The sequence below is a fragment of the Flavobacterium xizangense genome (assembly GCF_054075145.1).
Genome location: NZ_JBSIPG010000014.1, coordinates 25,139 through 48,836, shown reverse-complemented (window position 1 = coordinate 48,836; position 23,698 = coordinate 25,139). Strand labels below are relative to the sequence as shown.

Here is a 23,698-nt window from a genome sequence, read left to right as displayed (position 1 = left end):
TATAATTCCTATCAAGTTTTTATTCAAACCTTATTTGTTTAAACTTTCTATTTTAGTTTTAAACAAAAAAAATCCAAATCCCAATTTGAATTGGAATTTGGATTTTTAAATATGTGGAATTCTATTTTTTTAGTCCAAAATAAAACTTACACTTACATTCGCTGTAATTTCAATTTCGCCGATTGCTAAAGTTTCATTTGAGGCTCCCATAGCATCCGCTGATTCTTTCATTCGCATAGCAGCATACATTGGTTGTGGATGATAAACTTGGGAATTATCAGAAATAACAAAAGCTTTTCCAACTTTTTGACCTAAAACAGAAACATAATCGTCTGCTTTTGCTTTAGCATCTTTCATTGCAAGTTTTCTAGCTTCAGCTTGTAATTGAACTTCTTTAGAAGATTCAAAAGTTACCCTATCAATTCGGTTAATTCCCTGCTGAACCAAACCTTCCATCAATTCATCATATTTAGATAAATCTTTTACGATAATTTCTACAGTTTGTGTCGCATTATAACTCGTTTTTTTCTTTTCGTAATCATACTGCGGGTTCAAAGCAACTTGTTTTGTTTTGAAATCAGCTGTTGGGATATTCATCTTTTTAATGAATTTTAAAACAGCGTCCATTTTTTCGTCATTTTGTTTTTTGACGTCTTTAGCATTATTCCCTTTTGTTTCAACCGTAGCCGAAATACAAACCTGATCAGGTGCTACTTTTACTTTTCCTTCCCCATTAACGTTAATAAGAGGTATTTGTTTGGTTTCTTGGCCGTAAGACATAGTCATAAACATGATTGTTAAAAATAATACTAGTTTTTTCATTTTTGTTATATTTTAAATTATTGATAAGGACATTTCAAAAGTTATGCCAGCCTTACAATTTTCCTAATTTAGCCATCCCGAAAAGTATAATAATTGGAATTGCCAATAGAATTGTCATTAAAGTATGATCCACAATTAAAGAAGGATCTTTGATCAAAGTAATCAAATACCCGCCTATGGCACCTCCAAAGTGTGCTGTATGTCCAATATTGTCATTTTTGGCTTTCATTCCATAAATAGAATACAATAAATATAAAATTCCGAACAAATAGGCCGGAATCGGAATTATGCCATAAATTCCTAATGTCATATCGGGCTGCAATAAAATAGCCGAATACAAAACTCCTGTCACAGCGCCAGAAGCACCAACTGCACGATAACTATAATCGTTTTTATGAAAAAGCATGGTAAGCAGATTTCCAAAAATCAAACTTCCAAAATAAATCAAAACAAAAGAAAAATCACTCAGCAAGTTTGAAACAACAGGCGCAAAACACCAAAGTGTAAACATATTAAAAGCCAAGTGCATAAAATCAACATGCAAAAATCCCGAAGAAAGCATTCTTATCTGCTCTCCTGAGCGAATGCTTCCAACATGAAATTCATATTTTCTGAAAAAAGCATAATCATTAAAACCTTTATAACTAAAAAGAACATTGGCAACTATAATTCCAATCAAAATAGCATTCATAAAACATATTTATTGTGAATGGTAAATATAGTCATTCTTAAACACAAGTCCGCTACTAACCAAAATATAGGCATCTATTCATTTTTACTTTATATTTGTAAAAAAAAATTACATGCAATTTCTTGTCTATATTTTAGCCTATCCTTTACTTTGGCTTATCTCTATACTTCCATTTCGGTTATTTTACTGGTTTTCAGATTTCGTTTATTTCCTGGTTTATCACGTTATTGGCTACCGCCGAAAAGTAGTTCGTGAGAATTTGGCTTTGGCTTTGCCACATTTAAATGACGCTGAAAGAAAAGTTATTGAGAAAAAATTCTACAGTCATATGTGTGATATGTTTTTAGAAATGATCAAAACCATGAGTATTTCTCCGGAAGAAATGGAAAGAAGATTCAAAGTAACGAATCTTGACTTGGTATTGGATTATGCGAAAAAAGGAAAAAGCGTAATTCTCGTTGCTTCTCATTATGCAAGTTACGAATGGCTTATGACAATCAATCCAAAAATTGGCTTTCAGGGTGTTGCTGTTTATAAAAAACTAGCAAATCCTTATTTTGATAAATTAGTTCGAAAAATTCGCTCTAAATACAAAACAGAAATGATCGAAACCCGAAAAGCAATTCCGACAATGGCACAAAATCAACGCGACGGAACTTTGAGCATGTACGGTTTAGCAAGTGATCAGTCTCCTAAATTAGATCGAATTTTCCACTCGATGGAATTTATGGGAGTTGAAGTTCCTGTACATACAGGCGCCGAAATGCTGGCAAAAAAATATAATCTAAGCGTCATTTTTGCCAACGTTAAAAAAACAGGAAGAGGTTATTATGAAGCTACATTTATACCTATTGCTGATAACCCAAAAGATTTCCCGGATTTTGAAATTACAGAAATGTATTTGAAAGAAGTCGAAAAACAAATTCTTGTAAAACCAGAATATTATTTATGGACACACAAGCGATGGAAACATCGGGTTGATTCCTAATTTATAATTAAAAAAAAAGAGTCCAAAAAGAAGAAATACTTTTTGGGCTTTTTTATTTGTGAAAGTACGTAACAATAAAAAACGATGTTTTAAAACACTCAAACAAATTTTTGATGTGTTTTTGTAATGATTTTTGTTAAATTAAAACATAGGCAAATTTAGACAAACAATATACATTTGAGATTGACTAAAAACTATCCAAAAACCATTGCAAAATTAATACCCATGATCAAAAAATTACTTTTCACAATTTTAATAACTTGTTTTTCAAAACCCGTTTTTGCGCAAAGTCCAAAACGAGGTATTGCCTACGGACAAAACAGTGCGGCTGATTTAATGGCGCTCAAACCTGGAATTTCATGGTGGTACAACTGGGGAAGAATTCCTGAAAATGATGCCAATGCTAATTACGCTTCTATTGGCGTTGAATATGTTCCGATGGCTTGGGGAAAATTAAATGATAATGAAGTACAAAGTTTTATCGACAATATTAAGCCCGGAGCAAAATATTTGTTAGCATTTAACGAACCTAATTTTAACGACGGCGCGAGATTAACACCACAAGAAGCTGTTAATGCGTGGGCAAATGTAGAAAAAGTGGCTGCCGCAAAAAACTTAGAAATCGTCAGTGCATCTCCAGCTTATAATGGGCCAAACAATTATGGCGGATACAGCGATCCCGTTGCATGGCATAATCAATTTTTTCTTTTATGTCCAAACTGCAAAGTAGATTATATCGCTTTTCATACTTATGATGCTACTGCAGGTTCTGTCGTGGGAGTTACAGGAAACTTAAAAACATTCAATCGCCCAATATGGGTTACAGAATTTGCTAATCGAGTTATTCAAAGTGAAGCCGACAAAATCAATTTTATGAAAAATGTTGTGAGCAGTTTTGAAAACGATCCGGATATTTATAGATACTCGTGGTTTACGGGACGTGTTCCTTCAAATTGGACTGATATGCTTGAAGGACAATTATTAAGTCCTACAAGCGGAGTTTTAAAACCAATTGGTACAGCCTATATCAACGAAAGCTATACTTCTAAAAAAATGAATGTTCCAGGAAGAATTACTGCAAATAAACACTATCGCAGAAAAGGAACGGGATTACAAAACACAGCAGATTCTAATACCGGACAAAATGTATGTTTTATTGAAAATGGAGACTGGAATGAATTTTTACTTAACATTACTGATGCAGGAACTTACAATCTCTCTTTTAGAGTAGCAGCGCCTGCTATAAATGGAAAATTTGACATTCTGGTAAACAATGTAGCGGTAAAAACAGATGAAACATTTCCTGCAACGGGAGGATGGCAGACTTATGCAGATAAAATCGTGAGCGGTGTTACACTCCCTAAAGGAGAAGTGTATCTTAAAATTAAATTCAAATCAAACGCCATGAATTTTAATTATATTGATGTTACTGCCGGAAATCTAGGAGTAAATGATCCAATTGCTGAAAAAGATTCTTTTACGATTTATCCAAATCCGGTTAAAAATCAATCAACGCTTCATATTAAATCTTCTGAAACTGAATCTATAATTTTGAAAATCGTTGATATGAGCGGAAAAGTTTGTTTCGAATCTAAAGATTATTTCACGAATCAAGATATTAAAATTGGCGAAAAACTTGCTGCTGGAATTTACATTGTAAACGCTTCTTACGGGAAAATCCAAAAATCAATTAAAATCATCAAAAACTAAATATATCTAGCCAAAAAGAAAAGCCTCTTTTGAAATTTCAAAAAGAGGCTTTTTGTATTTAAAATAATAAAATTATAATCCTGCGATTACTTTAATTTCATCAATAATTCTAAGTGCTAATTTATCCGCTGATTCTTGCGTTGCTGATTCAGTATAAATACGAATAATTGGTTCTGTATTCGATTTTCTTAAATGAACCCATTCTTCGGCAAAATCAATTTTTACACCATCAATTGTCGAAATATCTTCGTTTTTGTATTTGTCTGTCATTGCAGCTAAAATTGCATCAACATCAATTTGTGGTGTCAATTCAATTTTATTTTTGCTCATATAATATTCAGGATAAGAAGCTCTCAATGCAGAAACTGATATTTTTTTGTTTGCTAAATGCGTTAAAAACAAAGCAACTCCAACCAAACTATCTCTTCCGTAATGCAATTCAGGATAAATGATACCGCCGTTTCCTTCTCCACCAATAATTGCATTATTTTTTTTCATCAATTCCACAACATTCACCTCTCCTACTGCGCTTGCTTCATAACCTCCATTATAAGATTTAGTAACATCTCTTAAAGCACGTGAAGACGACATATTCGAAACCGTATTTCCTGGAGTTTTGCCCAAAACATAATCTGCGCAAGCTACGAGCGTATATTCTTCACCAAACATTTCACCGTCTTCGCTAATGAAAGCTAAACGATCAACATCTGGATCAACTACAATTCCGAGATGCGCTTTTTCTTTAACAACCAATTCTGAAATATCAGTCAAATGTTCTTTTAATGGCTCAGGATTGTGTGGGAAATGTCCGTTTGGTTCGCAATATAATTTGACAACTTCAACACCCATTTGTTCCAAAAGTTTCGGAATAACAATTCCTCCTGATGAATTTACACCATCAACTACCACTTTAAATTTAGCCGCTTTTACAGCTTCAGCATCAACTAACGGAAGATTTAAGACTTCATCAATATGAATATCCATATAAGCATCGTTCACTGTGATTTCGCCTAAACTGTCTACATCAGAAAAATCAAAAGCTTCTGCTTCGGCAATTTCAAGAATTTTTGCACCATCGGCACCGCTTAAAAACTCCCCTTTTTCATTCAATAATTTTAAGGCATTCCATTGTTTTGGATTATGAGATGCTGTCAAAATAATTCCGCCATCTGCTTTTTCTAAAGGAACAGCAACCTCTACTGTTGGCGTTGTCGAAAGTCCAAGATCAATAACATTAATTCCTAAACCTATTAAAGTATTCACTACAAGATTATGAATCATTGGACCTGAAATTCTGGCATCGCGACCAATTACAACGGTTAATTTTTCTTTTGAAGTATTATTTTTTAGAAATGTTCCATATGCCGATGCAAATTTCACCGCATCAACAGGAGTAAGGTTGTCACCAACTTTTCCTCCTATCGTTCCACGAATTCCAGATATCGATTTTATTAAAGTCATTTTTTTGAGTTAAGGTTATTTTATTACAAATATAAAAAAGTTACTAAGGTTCTAAGATACTAAGGCACTAAGATTTTTAAATTATCGTTAAACTTCCGAGCCAAACAGCCTAATTTTATAACAAAACCATTTAAAAAAGTTTTTATACATTTACTAAAATAACTTAGTGCCTTAGAACCTTAGTATCTTAAAAAAATGAATTTCCTAGCCCACATATATCTTTCAGGCGATAATGATTTAATCAAAATTGGTAATTTTATGGCCGATGGCATTCGCGGAAAACAATTTGAGCATTTCCCAAAAGATGTTCAAAAAGGAATTCTTTTGCATAGATTTATAGATACTTACACTGATTCTCATGATATTTTTAGACAAAGTACCAAGCGTTTGCATGAAAAATACCATCATTACGCAGGCGTAATTGTGGATATTGTTTATGATCATTTTTTAGCCAAAAACTGGACAAAATATTCCGATGAAAATCTGGAAAGTTTTATAAACCGTTTTTATAAATCATTAGACGAAAATTATTCAATTTTAACCGAAAAAACGCAAGGTTTAATGCCTTATATGATCGAAAGAAATTGGCTTTTAAGTTATAGAACAGTCGAAGGAATTCATCAAATCCTTACACAAATGGACCGACGATCGAAAAACATGTCAAAAATGCAATATGCCAGCGAAGAGCTAAAAGAATTTTATGCCGAATTTGAAGAAGAATTCACGCTGTTTTTTGAAGATCTTCGTCTGAATGCCAATCAAAAATTAATCTCCTTATAAATTCAAATCGATAGATTACAGTTTCTGTTATGAAAAAAATTTCGTTTTTACTCTTTTTTATATCGTTATACAGTTTTGCGCAGCAAGCTGTTCACCCAACAGGTTTAACAGCTTCAAAAGCAATGGTTGTTTCGGCTCGCGAAGAAGCCTCAAAAATTGGTGTCGAAATAATGAAAAAAGGCGGCAATGCCTTTGATGCAATGGCCGCTACAGAATTAGCATTGGCTGTTGCTTATCCTTATGCAGGAAATCTTGGCGGAGGGGGATTTATGGTTTACAGAAAAGCAAACGGCGAAGTTGGAAGTCTTGATTATCGAGAAAAAGCACCGCTCGCTGCCTCAAAAAATATGTTTTTAGACAAAGACGGAAATGTCATAAAAGGAAAAAGTACCGAAACAGCCTTGGCAATTGGAGTTCCGGGAACTATTGCAGGTGTTTTTGCCGTTCATAAAAAATTAGGTTCGCTGCCAATGTCGGAAATTTTGAAACCTGTAATTGCCCTTGCCGAAAAAGGAGTTGTAGTAACATTAAAACAACAAAAACAACTTGAATCCTACCATGACGCCATTGTAAAAGCCAATGGACCAAATACACTTATGGCTGGAAATTTCAAAGAAAAAGACACCATAAAGTATCCTGCACTTGCCAGTACCTTAAAACGAATTCTGAAAAATGGAAAAGATGAATTTTATAAAGGCCAAACAGCAAAAATTTTAGTTGATTATCTAAAGAAAAAAGGCGGTATTATTACACTTAAAGATTTGGCGCTTTATGAAGCAAAATGGAGAAAGCCGCTTCAGTTTGACTATAAAGATTTAAAAATAACTTCGATGGCTCCACCAAGCAGCGGCGGAATCTGTCTGGCGCAAATTCTTAAAATGGTTTCACCGTTTTATCTTTCAAAAATGGGGCATAATTCGGAACAATCTATACAAGTTATTGTAGAGGCTGAAAGAAGAGCATATGCCGACAGAAGCCAGTTTTTAGGAGATCCTGACTTTGTAAAAATTCCAATAAACGAACTTTTATCAGACAGTTATCTAAAAGAACGAATGTCAAATTTCAATTCCGAAAAAGCCACTTTATCATCCGATATTAAAGAAGGAAAAATAACGTATAGCGAAAGCACAGAAACAACACATTACTCAATTGTAGATCAATTTGGAAATGCAGTTGCGGCCACAACAACAATCAACGACGGATTTGGTTCAAAATATTATTGTGATGAACTGGGCTTTTTCCTAAATAATGAAATGGACGATTTTAGTGCAAAACCAGGATCTCCAAATATGTTTGGATTGGTTGGAAATGAAGCCAACAGCATTGCGCCACAAAAAAGAATGCTGAGTTCCATGACCCCAACTATTGTAGAAAAAAACGGAAAACTTTATATGGTTGTAGGTTCACCAGGCGGATCAACCATTATTACCTCTGTATTGCAAACTATTTTAAATGTTTACGAATATAATTTGAGCATGCAGGAAGCTGTAAATGCACCTCGTTTTCATCATCAATGGCTTCCTGATTTAATTACTTTTGAACCTAAAACTTTTAGCGACAAAACATTAGAAAGTTTAAAAGTAAAAGGATATCTGATCAACGAAAAAACGACGCCAGTAATTGGCAAAGTCGATGCTATCCTGGTTTTGCCTGACAATACTCTAGAAGGAGGTGCCGATTTTCGTGGTGACGACAAAGCCGCAGGATTTTAAACAAAAAAGATTTACATCAAAAAATTATACAAAATTGAATGTTTAGAGCTAAATTTGTATTCCCCTGTACCTTTGTAATAAAATTATGATAAAACGACTTTTTCGAAAACTAGAAAGCATTATTGCGTTAGCTCAATCCTTGTTGACGCCAAAGCAATTTATTTTTTTATCGAGCGTGCTAGTTGGCATTTCATGCGCTTTTGCTGTAATTGTTTTGAAAACTTTTGCGCACAGCGTTTTTTCGTTTGCAACTTATATCAACGGGACTTTAAAGTTAAGCTTCATCAATAGTATTCTTCCCATAATTGGAATTTTATTGACCGTTTTTGTAATTAAAAAGGTTTTAAATGGTACAATTCAAAAAGGAACGTCACAGATTTTATATGCAGTTGCCAAAAAAGCGAGCATAATTCCGAAAAAACAAATGTATGCGCAGATTGTTACAAGTTCTTTGACTGTTGGTTTAGGAGGTTCTGCCGGATTAGAAAGCCCAATTGTAATTACAGGAGCGGCTTTTGGATCAAATTATGCCCAAAATTATAAATTAGCTTACAAAGACCGGACTTTATTAATTGGATGTGGTGTTGCTGCCGGAATTGCTGCTGCTTTTAATGCTCCAATTGCGGGAGTTCTTTTCGCAATCGAAGTTTTATTAGTCGATGTGAGTATTTCTGCGTTTACTCCAATTATGATTTCTGCAGCTACGGGCGCTTTGGTTTCTGCAATTGTTTTAGATGAAACTATTTTGCTGTCGTTCAAAAAACAAGAAACTTTTAACTATCATAACATTCCTTTTTATGTGATATTGGGAATCTTAACTGGTTTGGCTGCAATATATTATTCACGAAATTTTCAGCGTGTTGAGCATTATTTTAGCAAAATGGAGATTGGCCCATATAAAAAAGCATTGATCGGTTCATCCCTTTTAGCTTTGCTTATTTTCGTTTTTCCAACTTTATTTGGTGAAGGATATGAAAGCATAAAAACCTTATCTGAAAGCGATCCAGGGCAATTATTGGACAATACATTGTTTGCGGAATTTAGAAATAACCAATGGATTTTACTTTTATTTGTTGGCTGTACGATGATGGTAAAAGTATTTGCTTCTGGGCTTACAATTGGAAGCGGTGGTAATGGAGGGAATTTCGCTCCTTCTCTATTTCTTGGTTCTTATTTGGGATATTTTTTCTCAAAACTGATAAGCTTAACCGGTTTATCGCATTTGCCGATCAGTAATTTTACTATGGTTGGAATGGCTGGAATTTTGAGTGGATTATTTCACGCGCCATTGACCGCGATATTCCTTATTGCCGAAATCACTGGAGGTTACGGACTTATGATTCCACTTATGATCGTTTCATCAATCAGTTTTGCGATTTCTAAACGTTTTGAAAAATATTCGCTTGACGTAAAAAATCTGGCAAAAAAAGGTCACGCTTTTACCAGCAACAAAGATTCTAATATTCTATCGACTTTAGATATTGATACAATTATTCAATGTGATTATCTTACTGTTCATCCTGATGAAAATTTAAGCAAACTGGTTGATCTTATTTCGCATTCTAATCAAGTTGTTTTTGCTGTTGTCAATAACGAAAAAGAATTGGTTGGCGTTGTACATTTTAATGACATTCGAGAAATCATTTTTAATACCTACAGAGTAAAATACACACAGATAAAAGATGTTATGAAAACTCCAGCTGCAACCATTTCATCTTACGACAGCATGGAAATTGTAATGACAAAATTTGAAAACTCAAAGTCTGCATTTCTGCCAGTTTTACGAAATGACAAATATTATGGTTTCATTTCAAAATCAATTGCACTAGAAGCCTATCGAATGAAACTTCGATCGATGACAATCGAATAAATAATTAACAGACTTTAATTGAGATACTTATTTTGTTACTATTTGTAACATAAACTTTTGCTATCGAGCACAAAAAGAACAAATCAAAGTGGTAACTTTGCGTTTTGCTCAAAATTATGCTAGATAAAGACAATACTATTGAAGTTCTTGGTGCAAGAGTTCATAATCTTAAAAATATCGATATATCTATCCCGCGTGAAAAACTGGTTGTAATTACGGGTTTATCTGGTTCGGGAAAATCTTCTTTGGCATTTGATACGATTTATGCTGAAGGGCAACGTCGTTATGTTGAAACTTTTTCAGCATACGCAAGACAATTCCTTGGAGGTTTAGAGCGTCCGGATGTCGATAAAATCGACGGGCTTTCTCCTGTAATTGCAATTGAACAAAAAACGACAAGTAAGAGTCCGCGTTCTACGGTTGGAACCATTACTGAAATTTACGATTTTCTTAGACTTTTATTTGCGCGTGGTGCCGACGCGTACAGCTACAACACCGGCGAAAAGATGGTTTCTTATTCTGATGAGCAAATTAAAGATTTGATTATTCAGGATTATAACGGAAAACGAATTAATATTCTTGCCCCTGTTATTAAAGCCAGAAAAGGGCATTATGCTGAATTATTCCAACAAATCACCAAACAAGGATTTCTAAAAGTTCGTGTAAACGGAGAGGTTCAGGATTTGGTTTCAGGAATGAAATTAGACCGTTACAAAACACATGATATCGAGATTGTTGTGGATAGAATGCTTATTGAAGATAATCCAGATACTCAAAAAAGATTATCGGAAAGTATCAATACAGCCATGCATCACGGTGAAAACGTTTTAATGATTTTAGATCAGGACTCGAATGAAGTACGTTATTTCAGTAGAAACTTGATGTGCCCTACAACAGGTATTTCGTATCAAAATCCGGAACCTAATTTATTTTCTTTCAACTCACCAAAAGGTGCTTGTCAGCATTGCAACGGGTTGGGAACTGTGCACGAAATCAACGTAAAAAAGATTATTCCGAATCCAAAATTATCTATAAAAAGCGGCGGTTTTGCACCACTTGGCGAATATAAATCTTCTTGGATTTTCAAACAATTAGAAACCATTGGAGAAAAATTCGGATTTAAAATCACGGATCCGATCGAGAAAATTCCAGAAGAAGCCATGACCATGATTTTATATGGCGGAAAAGACAAATTTGCTATTAATTCAAAAGATCTTGGGGTAACCAGAGAATATAAAATAGATTTTGAAGGAATTTCTAATTTCATCAAAAATCAATACGACGAAAGCGCTACAACCAGCATAAAACGATGGGCAAAAGATTTCATGGATGAAATTGACTGCCCGGTTTGTGAAGGATCTCGTCTTAAAAAAGAAGCTTTATTTTTTAGAGTAAATGAAAAAAATATCACAGAATTGTGTGATATGGATATTTCAGATTTAACAGCATGGTTTCTGGACCTAAATAGTCATTTAACTGATAAACAGCTTTTAATCGCTTCTGAAGTTGTAAAAGAAATCAAAGACCGCCTGAACTTCCTGATGAATGTAGGTTTGAATTATTTGGCTTTAAGCCGAAGTTCAAAATCACTTTCTGGTGGAGAAGCGCAACGTATTCGTCTGGCAACACAAATTGGTTCTCAATTGGTTGGTGTTTTATATATTTTGGATGAACCAAGTATTGGTTTACACCAAAGAGATAACGAAAAATTGATTAAGTCTTTAGAACAATTACGCGATATTGGCAACTCTGTAATTGTTGTTGAACACGATAAAGACATGATCGAAACTGCCGATTATGTAATTGACATTGGACCAAAAGCCGGAAAATATGGCGGAGAAATTATCAGTATTGGAACTCCGGCAGAAACTTTAAAATCAGACACTATTACCGCTCAATATTTGAATGGTAAAATGAAACTTGAAATTCCGAAAAAGCGTCGCGAAGGAAACGGAAAATTTTTAAAACTAACCGGAGCTACAGGAAACAATCTAAAAAATGTTTCGATCGAAATACCTTTGGGACAATTAACTTGTGTTACAGGAGTTTCAGGAAGTGGAAAATCGACTTTGATTAATGAAACGCTGTATCCGATTCTGAATGCTTACTATTTTAATGGCGTAAAAAAACCTCAACCTTATAAAAAAATTGAAGGCTTAGAACATATTGATAAAGTAATTGATATCGACCAAAGTCCGATTGGAAGAACACCACGTTCGAATCCGGCGACTTATACTGAAGTTTTCACTGAAATCAGAAACCTTTTTACTATGACTTCTGAAAGTATGATTCGAGGTTACAAAGCCGGACGTTTCAGTTTCAACGTAAAAGGCGGACGCTGTGAAACCTGCGAAGGTTCTGGTGTACGAACGATTGAGATGAACTTTTTGCCAGATGTTTATGTAGAATGTGAAACCTGTCAGGGAAAACGTTTCAACAGAGAAACTTTGGAAATCAGATACAAAGGAAAATCTATTTCGGATGTTTTGGACATGACAGTGGATGAAGCAGTTCCTTTCTTTGAAAACATTCCTAAGATTTACAGAAAAGTAAAAACAATTCAGGATGTTGGTTTAGGATACATCACGCTTGGTCAGCAAAGTACAACACTTTCTGGGGGTGAAGCTCAACGTATTAAATTGGCAGGAGAATTATCCAAAAAAGATACTGGAAACACATTTTACATTCTAGATGAACCAACAACGGGATTGCATTTTGAGGACATTCGCGTTTTAATGGATGTTATCAATAAATTGGTTGACAAAGGAAATACCATTTTGGTTATCGAGCATAATATGGATGTGATCAAACTTGCCGATTATATTATTGATATTGGCCCAGAAGGCGGAAAAGGCGGCGGGCAATTAGTCGCGAAAGGAACTCCGGAAGAAGTAGCGAATAATAAAAAAAGCTATACTGCGAAGTTTTTGAAGAAAGAGCTAGAGTAAGTAGTAGATCTTTGTCAAAGTTTAAAACTTTGACAAAGATTATCACCTTCATTTTCGACACACGAAAGAAGATAGAGAAATTCCTAGAGAACATCAAAAAATTGTCTTAGCAAGAATTGAAAAAAGTAAAGTTTCACCCGAAAGGATACTAGATTGAGATGAAATCTCAGAAAAATTAGAAGGAGAACTTAAATAAACACTGCACAATCAAAATTTTCTTAGCCTAATTTAAGGTTTCGATTAAAATCCTCCATACTATTAAATCAACTATAAATTCATTCCCTATAATCAACTGATAATGAAATCAAAACTCAAATTTCATTATTAACTAAACATTACTTTTAGATTATAAACTTCCTTTTTCATAACAATTATGGGAAAAAGTGTTAATTTAGCACCCGCTCTTTTTTAAAATTTCAAACTTTGAAGAAAAGTATTTCAATTTAATCACTTGCTTATTTTGAAACCCATTGCCCTAGCCTTTATGGGAGGAGAAATCCTTATGTACCGGTCCCAATCGGTATCGAGAGATTCAAAAGATTTGGAAGAAGAGCAGGAACTAAATCATTCCTTCGACTATGCTCAGGATGACATAAAAGAAACAGCTTAATAAAATATAAATAATTAAAATACCTAAAATGAGATTAGAAGATTTTGATAATGATGAAGATAAAGTAATTCAAGACAGTTTAAAACAAAAAACATGGAATGAAATAAGAACCAATGACAGCTGGGCGATTTTTAAAATCATGTCCGAATTTGTGAATGGTTATGAAAGCATGGGACGTATTGGTCCTTGTGTTTCGATTTTTGGATCGGCGAGAACAAAACCGGATGATAAATACTATCAATTGGCTGAAAAAATTGCTTTTAAAATCAGTAAAGCCGGTTACGGTGTAATTACGGGAGGAGGCCCGGGAATTATGGAAGCCGGAAATAAAGGTGCACATTTAGGAGGCGGAACTTCGGTTGGTTTAAATATCGAACTGCCTTTTGAACAGCATTTTAATCCATATATTGATCACGATAAAAACCTTAATTTCGATTATTTCTTTGTGAGAAAAGTTATGTTCGTTAAATATTCACAAGGATTTGTGGTTATGCCTGGAGGTTTTGGAACTTTGGATGAAATGTTTGAAGCGATTACTTTGATTCAAACAAAGAAAATTGGAAAATTCCCAATTATACTTGTTGGAGTTGAATTTTGGTCGGGTTTAATTGATTGGGTAAAAACGGTTTTAGTTGAAAAAATGCATACTGTAAGCCCTGAAGATTTGAACTTATTTAAAATTGTTGATACTGAAGATGAAGTTGTTGATGTTTTAGATAAATTCTACAAGAAATACGATTTAAGTCCGAATTTCTAATTTTTTCACGATATAAGTCATACAAGCTATTTAGTTGATATTTAGTAGTCTCAACTTCATTTGCTTATAATATGATTAAATTTTAAGAGCTGTTTTTTAAAACAGCTTTTTTTATGCTATTTTTACAAAAAACCGAAACATCTTTATACTCGTAACTATAAGATATATCAATAATTTTTTTGTACCACTATTTGAAATCATTTTATAAAATTATAATCCTGTTTTTTGTTTTATTGAGTTCGATAAAACAATATGCACAACATCAATCTAAGATGGAAGTGGCGATAAACCTTGACCTTAAAACGCTTAATATTAGACAGGATATTACGTATTACAACACTTCAAACGATACATTGATTTCGATTGTACTGAATGATTGGAACAATGCTTTTTCGGATAAAAATACGCCGCTTGCGAGACGATTTTCAGATGAATTTTATAGAGGTTTTCATGTCGCAAAACCAGAAGAAAGAGGAAATACAACTATTTTGAATCTTAGTGATTCTGATAATATGGCGCTCGAATGGGAAAGAACAGATAAAAATCCTGATTTTATTGTTGTAAAACTAAACCGAAAGTTACGTCCTGGTGAAAAAATGGATTTACATTTGATGTACATTGCAAAAATTCCGAGCGCAAAATTCACACATTATGGCTTTGAACAAAATGGTGACATGAACTTAAAAAACTGGTTTTTAACTCCTGCCCGATTTGAAAATCATCGTTTTGTAAAAAACAACAATTTCAATCTTGATGATATTGCCAATGCTGTTGTGGATTATCAGCTTGAAATAAAACTTCCTACCAATTATTCTATCAGTACCGATTTGGATTCGGTTTCAAAAGACCAATCAAATCCATCGTTCACGAGTTATTTTTTTTCAGGAACTAACAGAACCGATTTTAGCGTTATTATTGAAAAACAAAATAGCTTCAGAAGTTATACAACTGGTAATTTAGAAGTAGTTTCAGATTTAAAAACAAAAAAGCTAAACGAAATTCAAAGAGCCCTAGTGATCAATAGAGTTGCTTCTTTTGCAAATGAATTTATTGGAAAATATCCACATTCAAAAATCACTGTTTCACAGGCAGATTATGATCGAAATCCGTTTTATGGATTGAATCAGCTTCCTTCCTTTATTAGTCCGTTTTCAGATGAATTTATATTTGAAATTACGTTTCTGAAAACCTATCTGAACAATTATCTGAAAAACAGCCTTCGATTGGATCCAAGACAAGACAATTGGGTTTATGACGGAATTCAGATTTATGCAATGATGAAATACATGGAAGAAAATCATTTAGATCAAAAAATGCTAGGAAGGCTTTCAGACATGAAACTCTTTAAAAGTTATAACATTACCAATCTGACTTTCAACGAGCAATACAGCTATTATTATATGCTTATGGCCCGTAAAAATTTAGATCAGCCACTTGGTGATCCAAAAAATACGCTCATTAAATTCAACGAACAAATCGCAAGTAAATATCGGGCCGGTTTAAGTTTGAGTTATTTAGATGATTATTTAAATCATAATATTGTTCCTGAAAGTGTTCAGGAATTTTATACACTGAATAAATCACAACAAACGAATCGATACGATTTAGAAACAATACTAAACAAAAAAAGCAATAAAGATATTGAGTGGTTTTTTAGAACTATTATAGAATCACGTGATATAATTGATTATAAATTCACTGATGTTTCGAGAACAAAAGACAGCGTTCAGTTCTCAATAAAAAACGTTACAGGAGTTTATGCCCCAATTCCAGTGTATGGAATGAAGAAAAACGAAGTAGTTTTCAAAGAATGGATTGAAACAAAAAGCAGTGATTCTGTTTATCATTTTGACCGAAAAAATGCAGACAAATTAGTACTTAATTACGACAATGAAGTTCCGGAATACAATCAGCGTAATAACTGGAAATCCTTAAAAAGCATTGCGATTACCAATCGTCCTATCAAATTTAATTTTGCTAAAGATTTAGAAGATCCTTATTACAATCAAATTTTATATATCCCGACTTTAACCTATAATTATTATGATGGATTTACTCCAGGAATTCGTTTTCATAACAAAACAATATTAGACAAACCTTTTAATTTCGATATAAATCCTGCTTATTCTATTAAAGCCGGGACAATATCAGGTTCTTCTGCATTTTCGTGGAATCAATATTACAGAAACAGTACACTTTTTAATGTTAGATATTCTATCAGCCAGAATTACTTTCATTATGCGCCAGATGCAGCTTATTTTAGATTAAACCCGATGGTGCAGTTGCGCATTCGTGAAGAAAACCTTAGAGATAATAGAAAGCAACTTATTATGTTTCGCCAGGTAATTGTAAATCGCGAAGCAAGCCAATATATTACTGATAATTCAAAACCAAACTATTCTATTTTTAATGCAAGATATTCGAATATAAAAACAGAATTGGTTAATCATTTCAGTTATATGAATGATATTCAGTTTTCTGGAGATTTTGGAAAACTTTCAGGCGAAGTTGAATACCGACGCTTATTTGAAAACAATCATAAATTAAATTTACGATTATACGCTGGAGTGTTCCTTTATAACACAACAAATTCAGATTATTTCAGTTTTGGTTTAGACAGGCCGACTGATTATTTATTTGATTATAATCTTTTTGGGAGATCAGAATCTACGGGATTTTTCAGTCAGCAATATGTAATTGCAGAAGGTGGATTTAAGTCACAATTAGAGCCATCATATGCAAATCAGTGGATGACAACTATGAATGCCAGTTATGCCATTTGGAACTGGGTTGAAGTTTATGGAGATGTTGGTTTTCTGAAAAATAGACATCAAACAGCATTCTTTGCCTACGACAGTGGAATCCGGTTAAATTTGGTTCCAGATTATTTTGAACTCTATTTTCCGGTTTATTCAAATAATGGATGGGAAATTGCACAAAGTAATTACAACGAAAAAATACGTTTTGTCATCACTTTTTCTCCAAAAACATTACTCAATCTTTTCACTAGAAAATGGTTCTAATCGAATAAATTTTAAACAAAAAGTTATATTATTATCACATAAATTGATTTTTTACTGAAAATTACATAAATAAAATACGTAGTTTTTTGATTTTAAATACAAATAATTAAATTATATTTATTTTAAAGAATTATGATTATTGATTGTTTTTAAGTAATTTCGCAGTCTAAACATGACCATTAAAGATTATGATAAAAGAAAAAAACAATACTACTTTGACATTTGAAGATTTCAAAACTGAGGTATTGAACGACTACAGAATTGCAGTAACTAGCCGTGAATGTAGTCTTTTAGGTCGTAAAGAAGTATTAACAGGAAAAGCCAAATTTGGAATATTTGGAGACGGAAAAGAAGTACCGCAGCTTGCAATGGCAAAAGCTTTCAAAAACGGTGATTTTCGTTCAGGATACTACCGCGATCAGACTTTTATGATGGCGATTGGCGAACTGACTCCTAAACAATTTTTCGCTGGTCTATATGGTCACACCGATTTGGATTTTGATCCAATGTCTGCCGGAAGACAAATGGGCGGACACTTTGTAACGCACAGTTTAAACGAAGACGGTTCGTGGAAAGACTTAACAAAACAAAAAAATTCAAGCTCAGATATATCGCCTACAGCCGGGCAAATGCCAAGATTATTGGGATTAGCACAAGCCTCAAAAATTTATAGAAATGTTGACGGAATTTCCATCAAAGATAAATTTACTGTAGACGGAAATGAAGTTGCATGGGGAACTATTGGTAATGCAAGTACGTCTGAAGGATTATTTTTTGAAACTATAAACGCTGCCGGAGTTTTACAAGTTCCGATGGTAATGAGTGTTTGGGATGATGAATACGGAATTTCGGTTCACGCAAAACATCAAACTACAAAAGAGAATATCTCTGAAATATTAAAAGGATATCAGCGTGATGAAGATTCTAAAGGTTATGAAATTTTTAGAGTGAAAGGCTGGGATTATGCTGAACTTGTTTCAACATATGAAAGAGCCGGAAAAATTGCACGTGAAGAACATGTGCCGGTTTTAATTCACGTAAACGAATTGACGCAGCCGCAAGGCCATTCTACTTCTGGTTCTCACGAACGTTATAAAAACGGAGAAAGACTGGCTTGGGAAAGAGATTTTGACTGTATTCGCCAAATGCGTTTATGGATGATTGCAATTAATATTGCATCTCCAGAAGAACTTGAAGTGATTGATTTTCAATTAAAAAAAGAAGTTCTTGAAGCTAAAAAAGAAGCTTGGAATTCCTTCATTAATCCAATTATTGAGGAACAAAACAATCTTTTGGCTTTACTGGAACAAATTGCAGAAGCAAGCATCAATCACAAAGACAGAATTAGAAAATATATTTCGGAATTAAGTGCAATTAAAGCGCCGCTTAAAAAAGAATTGCTGGTTTACGCTAGAAAGATTCTTCGTTTCATTGAAGTTCCAAATAGCAAAGTGATTTTAAGAGAATGGATTACTAGATTTTTGAATGAAACTCAGGAAAAATTCAGCAGTAATTTACATTCTGAATCAGATAAAAATGTTTTCTCTGTTCAAAAGGTACTTCCTGAATATGGAGAAAATGCCAAAGCTGATATTGACGGAAGAATGTTATTGCGTGATAACTTTGACGCTTTATTTGCTAAATATCCAGAAACTTTAATTTTTGGTGAAGATGTTGGAAACATTGGCGACGTAAACCAAGGTTTAGAAGGCATGCAGGAAAAATACGGCGAACTTCGTGTTGCCGATGTTGGAATTCGTGAAGCAACAATTATCGGTCAGGGAATCGGAATGGCTTTAAGAGGTTTGCGCCCAATTGCTGAAATTCAATATTTAGACTACTTATTATATGCTATCCAAATCATGAGTGATGATTTGGCTACCTTACAATATAGAACTGTTGGAAAACAAAAAGCTCCATTAATAATCAGAACACGTGGACACCGTTTAGAAGGTATTTGGCACTCTGGTTCTCCTATGGGAATGATCATCAATGCGATTCGCGGTATTCATGTTTTGGTTCCGAGAGACATGACACAAGCTGCAGGTTTTTACAACACACTTTTAGAGTGCGACGAACCAGCTTTAGTAATTGAATGCCTAAATGGTTACCGTTTAAAAGAAAAAGCGCCGTTGAATTTTGGTGAATTCAAAACACCAATCGGTGTTGTTGAAACCATGAAAGAAGGTTCAGATATTACTTTAGTTTCTTACGGATCAACTTTAAGACTAGTTCAGCAAGCAGCAAACGAATTATTAGATCTAGGAATTGACTGTGAAGTTATCGATATTCAATCTTTACTTCCTTTTGATGTCAATAAGGATATTGTAAAAAGTATTGCAAAAACCAATCGTCTTTTAGTAATTGATGAAGATGTTCCTGGAGGAGCTTCAGCATTCATTTTACAACAAATTTTGGAGGAACAAGACGCTTACAAATATCTTGACAGCAAACCACAAACTCTTGCTGCAAAAGCCCACAGACCAGCATACGGAACTGATGGTGATTATTTCTCAAAACCTTCTGCAGAAGATATTTTCGAGAAAGTATACAGCATGATGAATGAAGTTAATCCTTCTAAATTTCCAAGTTTGTACTAACATATAGAATGGTTTAGATAAAAGAAAAAGCTCCAAAATTTTGGAGCTTTTTTTGTTTTATAGACTAAAGTAACCCTAACGTTTGTCATTCCGAGGAACGAGGAATCTCCAAAAGAAACTCCGCACAGTTAATCACCAATCTTTGTCGAGCTACTCGTGGAGATTCCTCGTTCCTCGGAATGACAAGATTATGGATAATTTTATTCAAATTAATTAAATATCCCTCAACATCATTCTCGCCTTCTCTAAATCCTCAGCCGTATCAATACCAATTCCAACGTGCGTTGTCTCGACCATTTTAATACGTTTTCCAAACTCTAAATAACGAAGTTGCTCTAACTTCTCAGAAGCTTCTAAAGATTTCATGGGAAGGCTGTAAAAATCTAATAAAGCCTGTTTTCTAAAAGCATAAATTCCGATGTGCTGAAAATAACGAACGCCAACATCTTTATCTCTTGGATACGGAATCACGGATCTTGAAAAATACAAAGCAAATTGTGATTGGTCAACCACAACCTTCACATTATTTGGATTATTGATTTCGTCTTCATTTGTAATTTCACGCATCAACGAGGCTAAGTCTATCTTTTTATCATAATCATTTTTGAAAACTGACAAAACCTGTTCTAAAGGTGCTGCTTCTGTAAAAGGTTCATCACCTTGTACATTAACTACAATATCAACATCAAGATTGGCAACAGCTTCTGCGATTCGGTCACTTCCAGATTCGTGCTCTTTAATGCTCATGATGGCTTTCCCACCATTTGAAACAATTTCATCATAAATCAAATCAGAATCGGTTACAACAAAAACATCGTCAAATAAATTTGTTGCCACTGTAGCTTCATACGTTCTTAAAATTACTTTCTTGCCTCCCAAATCCTGCATTAGTTTTGCAGGAAAACGTGTTGAAGCATATCTGGCTGGAATTACCGCTATTATTTTCATTCTTATATTTTGCTGAGTTTAAAAAACTCAAAATTTAGTAATTTAATTTTCACCGATTTTAAGTGTTTGCAAATATGCAAAAATTACTTTTAAATTTTCTGTTTTTCTATTTCTGTAAAGGATGAAAATCATGTTCAAGAATTTCCTGTATACTAGCAAACAATACATTGATTGTTATTAACAACTTTCTTGTTTTATTTAGTAAGACAAAAAATTAAACCAAAACTGTAACATGAAGATAAGTTGCGGGAATTAATGTAGAATTTTCGTCATTACTTTGGTTTTGACTATTAACTAATCTTTCAAGTTTAGCATACAAATCTGAAGTTTTTCCATCTTGTTCTGCAGCTTCAAAAGCATTCATAGTTGGGCCATAATAATTTTTCAATCGATCTAGCCACTCCGAAGGTGGGAATGCTGCTTTAAATGTAAAAGTATCTTTCTCAAAAGAAATATTTTCTTTAGGAACACCCGCATTTGTAAATCTTTCGATTACGTTATCCTCAATACCCCAAAGCATTGGGCTTACAAAACCCTCAGGAGGCGGTGGTGTAAATTCAGCACTAATCTTTAAGATTTGTGCAACCAGCGTTGGATCTCCCGGTATCCAATTACCCATAATAATTTTACCTCCAGGTTTTGTGACACGAACCATTTCTTTAGCAACATCAAAAGGTTTTGGAGCAAACATTGCTCCAAAAATACTCATCGTAACATCGTAAGATTGATTTTCCAATTCATTCAAATCGGTTGCATCACCTTCTTTAAATATAATATTATCCAATCCTTCTTTTTTTGCTCGAAGATTGCCAGCTTCAACTAAATTTCTTGCTATATCAACACCTAAAACATTGGCTCCTAATTTTGCCGAAGGTATTGCGGTAGTGCCATCGCCACAGCCAAGATCTAAAACGTTAGTATTTTCTTTAATTCCAATTTTGGCAACCAATTCCGCACCACTTTCTCTCATAGATTCTGCAACGCGCGTAAAATCGCCTTTTTCCCATAATGCTTTGTTTGGATTCATCTTAGTTTTATCAGTGATTATAGTGCTGATGCCGCACTTTTACTTAATTTATAAACATCTTCTATCCATTTTTAAATTATCACCAGTTAATCACAAAAGGCATTTAAAAAACTACTTAAAAAGAAGACATAAACTTAATAATCAACTGATAAACAATTACTTATGTAAAAATAAACAAATTTAGATAAAACATTTTACTATCGCACCAAATTTATTTTTTAAACAAATTGTGTAGATTATAACTTTTAGACCATATCACATAAATGGAAATGATTGGAAAACTTTGAGGTGTTCTTTCGCTATTTCCATATAAAAACAAATATGCTATTCACAAAGAGCTTTCGAAAACATTTTTATAACATTTTCATTAAAGCTGTGCTATTTAATTTCTTAGAATCTTTTTATTTTTATGTAAAAAACATGAAAAGAATCTTTACTTCTATCCTGCTCTATTTCTTTTTAATTTTTACTACCAATACTTTTTCCCAGAACAAAACCATCAATGCATTTACAAATCGATTTTTTGATGGAAAAGGTTATCAACCATTGACTGATTTAAAATGGAAATTTAAAACAGATGGCAAAATCTTTTCCTCTCCAATTATTAAAAACGGAGCAGTTTATATAGGAAGTGAAGACGGTTTTTTATACTGCATCGATGATAAATCAGGAAACATCAAATGGAAATTCAAAACCAATGGCGCAGTTCACAGTTCGGCTAGCATCGAAAATAATGTTGTTTATTTTGGAAGTTTCGACGGGTATTATTATGCCGTAAATACAACAACCGGAAAAGAAATATGGAAATTTCAAACTAAAGGCGAACATTGGTACCAAGAAATCGGAATGTGGGGAATGAAGCCAAGCGACATGCTAATGAACGATCTATGGGATTTTTATTTGTCATCGCCGGTTATTTACAACGACAAAAATAATGCTTTAGTAATTTTTGGAAGCAGTGACGGAAACCTATACGCTGTCGATTCAAAAAACGGTACTTTAAATTGGAATTTCAAAACCAATGAACCTATTCACAGTACTCCTGTTATCGAAAAAGAGAATTTGTATTTTGGAGGATGGGATGGAAATTTCTACGCATTAGATTGCAAAACCGGAAAAGAGAAATGGCATTTTTCAACTGAAGTCAAAACTGGATTTAAGGGTATTCAAGCTTCTGCTGTTGTTGCAGATGGATTAGTTTATTTTGGTGCCAGAGACCCTTTTTTGTTTGCACTTGATACAGAAACTGGAAAATTAGTTTGGAAATACAATGCCGAGAATTCCTGGATTTTGAGTTCGGCTGTTGTTCAAGGTAATACGCTTTACGTTGGAACTTCCGACACTTATGCCTTATTAGCCCTTGATTCAAAAACTGGTCAAGAAAAGTACCGATTTAAAGGAAATGGCTATATTTACTCTTCGCCTGCAATATTAGGAAACACGGCTTATTTTGGGGATTTTAGCGGCAATTTTTTCGCTTTAAACTTGCTTTCTAACGGAAAAGAATCTGATTTTATAAGTACTGAAAATAGAAAAAAATATGCTCCTGAAATTTTAAACAACAATCATCTTGATTTTACATACACTTCCAAACAAGCCAATTTATCTGTTTATGCCGAAAACCAAAAAGTAATGGATGAGTTTTACAAATTAGGCCCTATTGTTTCATCGCCTTTCATAAGCAACAATACAATTTACTTTGGAAGTGCTGATGGCTATTTATATGCCTATAATCTAAAAAAAGAATAACG

At 33.7% G+C, this 23,698-nt stretch carries 16 protein-coding genes; 11 read left to right on the top strand and 5 right to left on the bottom strand.

Annotated elements, in window-relative coordinates; translation table 11 throughout:
• Positions 1–129: 129 nt before the first annotated feature.
• Positions 130–822: an SIMPL domain-containing protein gene (locus tag ACWA1B_RS20745; RefSeq protein ID WP_456910264.1), complete on the bottom strand. Its 693-nt coding sequence runs from the start codon at positions 820–822 to the stop codon at positions 130–132.
• A 52-nt stretch (positions 823–874) separates the two neighbouring features.
• A complete protein-coding gene (locus tag ACWA1B_RS20740; protein WP_035650852.1) occupies positions 875–1,513 on the bottom strand; it encodes a rhomboid family intramembrane serine protease in 639 nt (212 codons plus the stop codon).
• 112 nt (positions 1,514–1,625) lie between these two features.
• Here ACWA1B_RS20740 and ACWA1B_RS20735 point away from each other — a divergent pair, with 112 nt between their 5' ends.
• Complete coding sequence (locus ACWA1B_RS20735) at positions 1,626–2,501, top strand: lysophospholipid acyltransferase family protein (protein ID WP_456910262.1); 876 nt, start codon at positions 1,626–1,628, stop codon at positions 2,499–2,501.
• A gap of 225 nt (positions 2,502–2,726) precedes the next feature.
• Positions 2,727–4,211 carry a glycosyl hydrolase gene (locus ACWA1B_RS20730; RefSeq protein WP_456910260.1) on the top strand — a complete coding sequence of 495 codons (1,485 nt, stop codon included), beginning with the start codon at positions 2,727–2,729 and terminating at the stop codon, positions 4,209–4,211.
• 72 nt (positions 4,212–4,283) lie between these two features.
• Here ACWA1B_RS20730 and glmM read toward each other — a convergent pair whose 3' ends face one another.
• Positions 4,284–5,672 (bottom strand): phosphoglucosamine mutase, encoded by a 1,389-nt coding sequence (glmM, locus tag ACWA1B_RS20725; RefSeq protein WP_456910258.1) that lies wholly within the window; start codon positions 5,670–5,672, stop codon positions 4,284–4,286.
• A 195-nt stretch (positions 5,673–5,867) separates the two neighbouring features.
• Here glmM and ACWA1B_RS20720 point away from each other — a divergent pair, with 195 nt between their 5' ends.
• From ACWA1B_RS20720 to ACWA1B_RS20685, 8 genes are all read left to right on the top strand, one after another.
• Positions 5,868–6,452, top strand: a complete 585-nt coding sequence (locus tag ACWA1B_RS20720; protein ID WP_456910256.1) for an acyl carrier protein phosphodiesterase — start codon at positions 5,868–5,870, stop codon at positions 6,450–6,452.
• A gap of 29 nt (positions 6,453–6,481) precedes the next feature.
• Complete coding sequence (gene ggt, locus ACWA1B_RS20715; protein WP_456910254.1) at positions 6,482–8,164, top strand: gamma-glutamyltransferase; 1,683 nt, start codon at positions 6,482–6,484, stop codon at positions 8,162–8,164.
• Positions 8,165–8,249: 85 nt separating this feature from the next.
• Complete coding sequence (locus tag ACWA1B_RS20710; RefSeq protein WP_456910252.1) at positions 8,250–10,034, top strand: chloride channel protein; 1,785 nt, start codon at positions 8,250–8,252, stop codon at positions 10,032–10,034.
• 116 nt (positions 10,035–10,150) lie between these two features.
• Complete coding sequence (gene uvrA / locus ACWA1B_RS20705) at positions 10,151–12,982, top strand: excinuclease ABC subunit UvrA (protein WP_456910250.1); 2,832 nt, start codon at positions 10,151–10,153, stop codon at positions 12,980–12,982.
• 460 nt (positions 12,983–13,442) lie between these two features.
• Positions 13,443–13,592, top strand: coding sequence for a hypothetical protein (locus ACWA1B_RS20700; RefSeq protein WP_456910248.1), 150 nt, complete (start codon positions 13,443–13,445; stop codon positions 13,590–13,592).
• Between the two features lie 28 nt (positions 13,593–13,620).
• On the top strand, positions 13,621–14,349 hold the full coding sequence (locus ACWA1B_RS20695; RefSeq protein WP_320567991.1) for an LOG family protein: 729 nt from the start codon (positions 13,621–13,623) through the stop codon (positions 14,347–14,349).
• 272 nt (positions 14,350–14,621) lie between these two features.
• Positions 14,622–17,372 (top strand): gluzincin family metallopeptidase, encoded by a 2,751-nt coding sequence (locus ACWA1B_RS20690; protein ID WP_456910366.1) that lies wholly within the window; start codon positions 14,622–14,624, stop codon positions 17,370–17,372.
• Positions 17,373–17,560: 188 nt separating this feature from the next.
• The gene (locus ACWA1B_RS20685; RefSeq protein WP_456910246.1) at positions 17,561–19,972 is read left to right on the top strand and encodes an alpha-ketoacid dehydrogenase subunit alpha/beta; all 2,412 of its coding nucleotides are present in this window, start codon (positions 17,561–17,563) and stop codon (positions 19,970–19,972) included.
• A 213-nt stretch (positions 19,973–20,185) separates the two neighbouring features.
• Here ACWA1B_RS20685 and kdsB read toward each other — a convergent pair whose 3' ends face one another.
• Together kdsB and ACWA1B_RS20675 are read right to left on the bottom strand one after the other, a co-directional pair.
• A complete protein-coding gene (kdsB, locus tag ACWA1B_RS20680; protein ID WP_456910244.1) occupies positions 20,186–20,920 on the bottom strand; it encodes a 3-deoxy-manno-octulosonate cytidylyltransferase in 735 nt (244 codons plus the stop codon).
• 214 nt (positions 20,921–21,134) lie between these two features.
• The gene (locus ACWA1B_RS20675; RefSeq protein WP_456910242.1) at positions 21,135–21,947 is read right to left on the bottom strand and encodes a class I SAM-dependent methyltransferase; all 813 of its coding nucleotides are present in this window, start codon (positions 21,945–21,947) and stop codon (positions 21,135–21,137) included.
• A gap of 420 nt (positions 21,948–22,367) precedes the next feature.
• Between ACWA1B_RS20675 and ACWA1B_RS20670 the strand changes: the two genes are divergently transcribed.
• Entirely contained in the window at positions 22,368–23,696 is a 1,329-nt protein-coding gene (locus tag ACWA1B_RS20670; protein WP_456910240.1) for an outer membrane protein assembly factor BamB family protein, read from the top strand.
• The last annotated feature ends 2 nt before the right edge of the window (positions 23,697–23,698 follow it).

Bases quoted from the DNA above. Each gene is read 5' to 3' on its own strand.
- ACWA1B_RS20685 (WP_456910246.1), top strand. From the start codon at position 17,561: ATGATAAAAGAAAAAAACAATACTACTTTGACATTTGAAGATTTCAAA.
- glmM (WP_456910258.1), bottom strand. From the start codon at position 5,672: ATGACTTTAATAAAATCGATATCTGGAATTCGTGGAACGATAGGAGGA.
- ggt (WP_456910254.1), top strand. From the start codon at position 6,482: ATGAAAAAAATTTCGTTTTTACTCTTTTTTATATCGTTATACAGTTTT.
- ACWA1B_RS20675 (WP_456910242.1), bottom strand. From the start codon at position 21,947: ATGAATCCAAACAAAGCATTATGGGAAAAAGGCGATTTTACGCGCGTT.
- ACWA1B_RS20710 (WP_456910252.1), top strand. From the start codon at position 8,250: ATGATAAAACGACTTTTTCGAAAACTAGAAAGCATTATTGCGTTAGCT.
- kdsB (WP_456910244.1), bottom strand. From the start codon at position 20,920: ATGAAAATAATAGCGGTAATTCCAGCCAGATATGCTTCAACACGTTTT.
- ACWA1B_RS20730 (WP_456910260.1), top strand. From the start codon at position 2,727: ATGATCAAAAAATTACTTTTCACAATTTTAATAACTTGTTTTTCAAAA.
- ACWA1B_RS20720 (WP_456910256.1), top strand. From the start codon at position 5,868: ATGAATTTCCTAGCCCACATATATCTTTCAGGCGATAATGATTTAATC.
- ACWA1B_RS20740 (WP_035650852.1), bottom strand. From the start codon at position 1,513: ATGAATGCTATTTTGATTGGAATTATAGTTGCCAATGTTCTTTTTAGT.
- ACWA1B_RS20695 (WP_320567991.1), top strand. From the start codon at position 13,621: ATGAGATTAGAAGATTTTGATAATGATGAAGATAAAGTAATTCAAGAC.
- ACWA1B_RS20690 (WP_456910366.1), top strand. From the start codon at position 14,622: ATGGAAGTGGCGATAAACCTTGACCTTAAAACGCTTAATATTAGACAG.
- ACWA1B_RS20670 (WP_456910240.1), top strand. From the start codon at position 22,368: ATGAAAAGAATCTTTACTTCTATCCTGCTCTATTTCTTTTTAATTTTT.
- uvrA (WP_456910250.1), top strand. From the start codon at position 10,151: ATGCTAGATAAAGACAATACTATTGAAGTTCTTGGTGCAAGAGTTCAT.
- ACWA1B_RS20735 (WP_456910262.1), top strand. From the start codon at position 1,626: ATGCAATTTCTTGTCTATATTTTAGCCTATCCTTTACTTTGGCTTATC.
- ACWA1B_RS20745 (WP_456910264.1), bottom strand. From the start codon at position 822: ATGAAAAAACTAGTATTATTTTTAACAATCATGTTTATGACTATGTCT.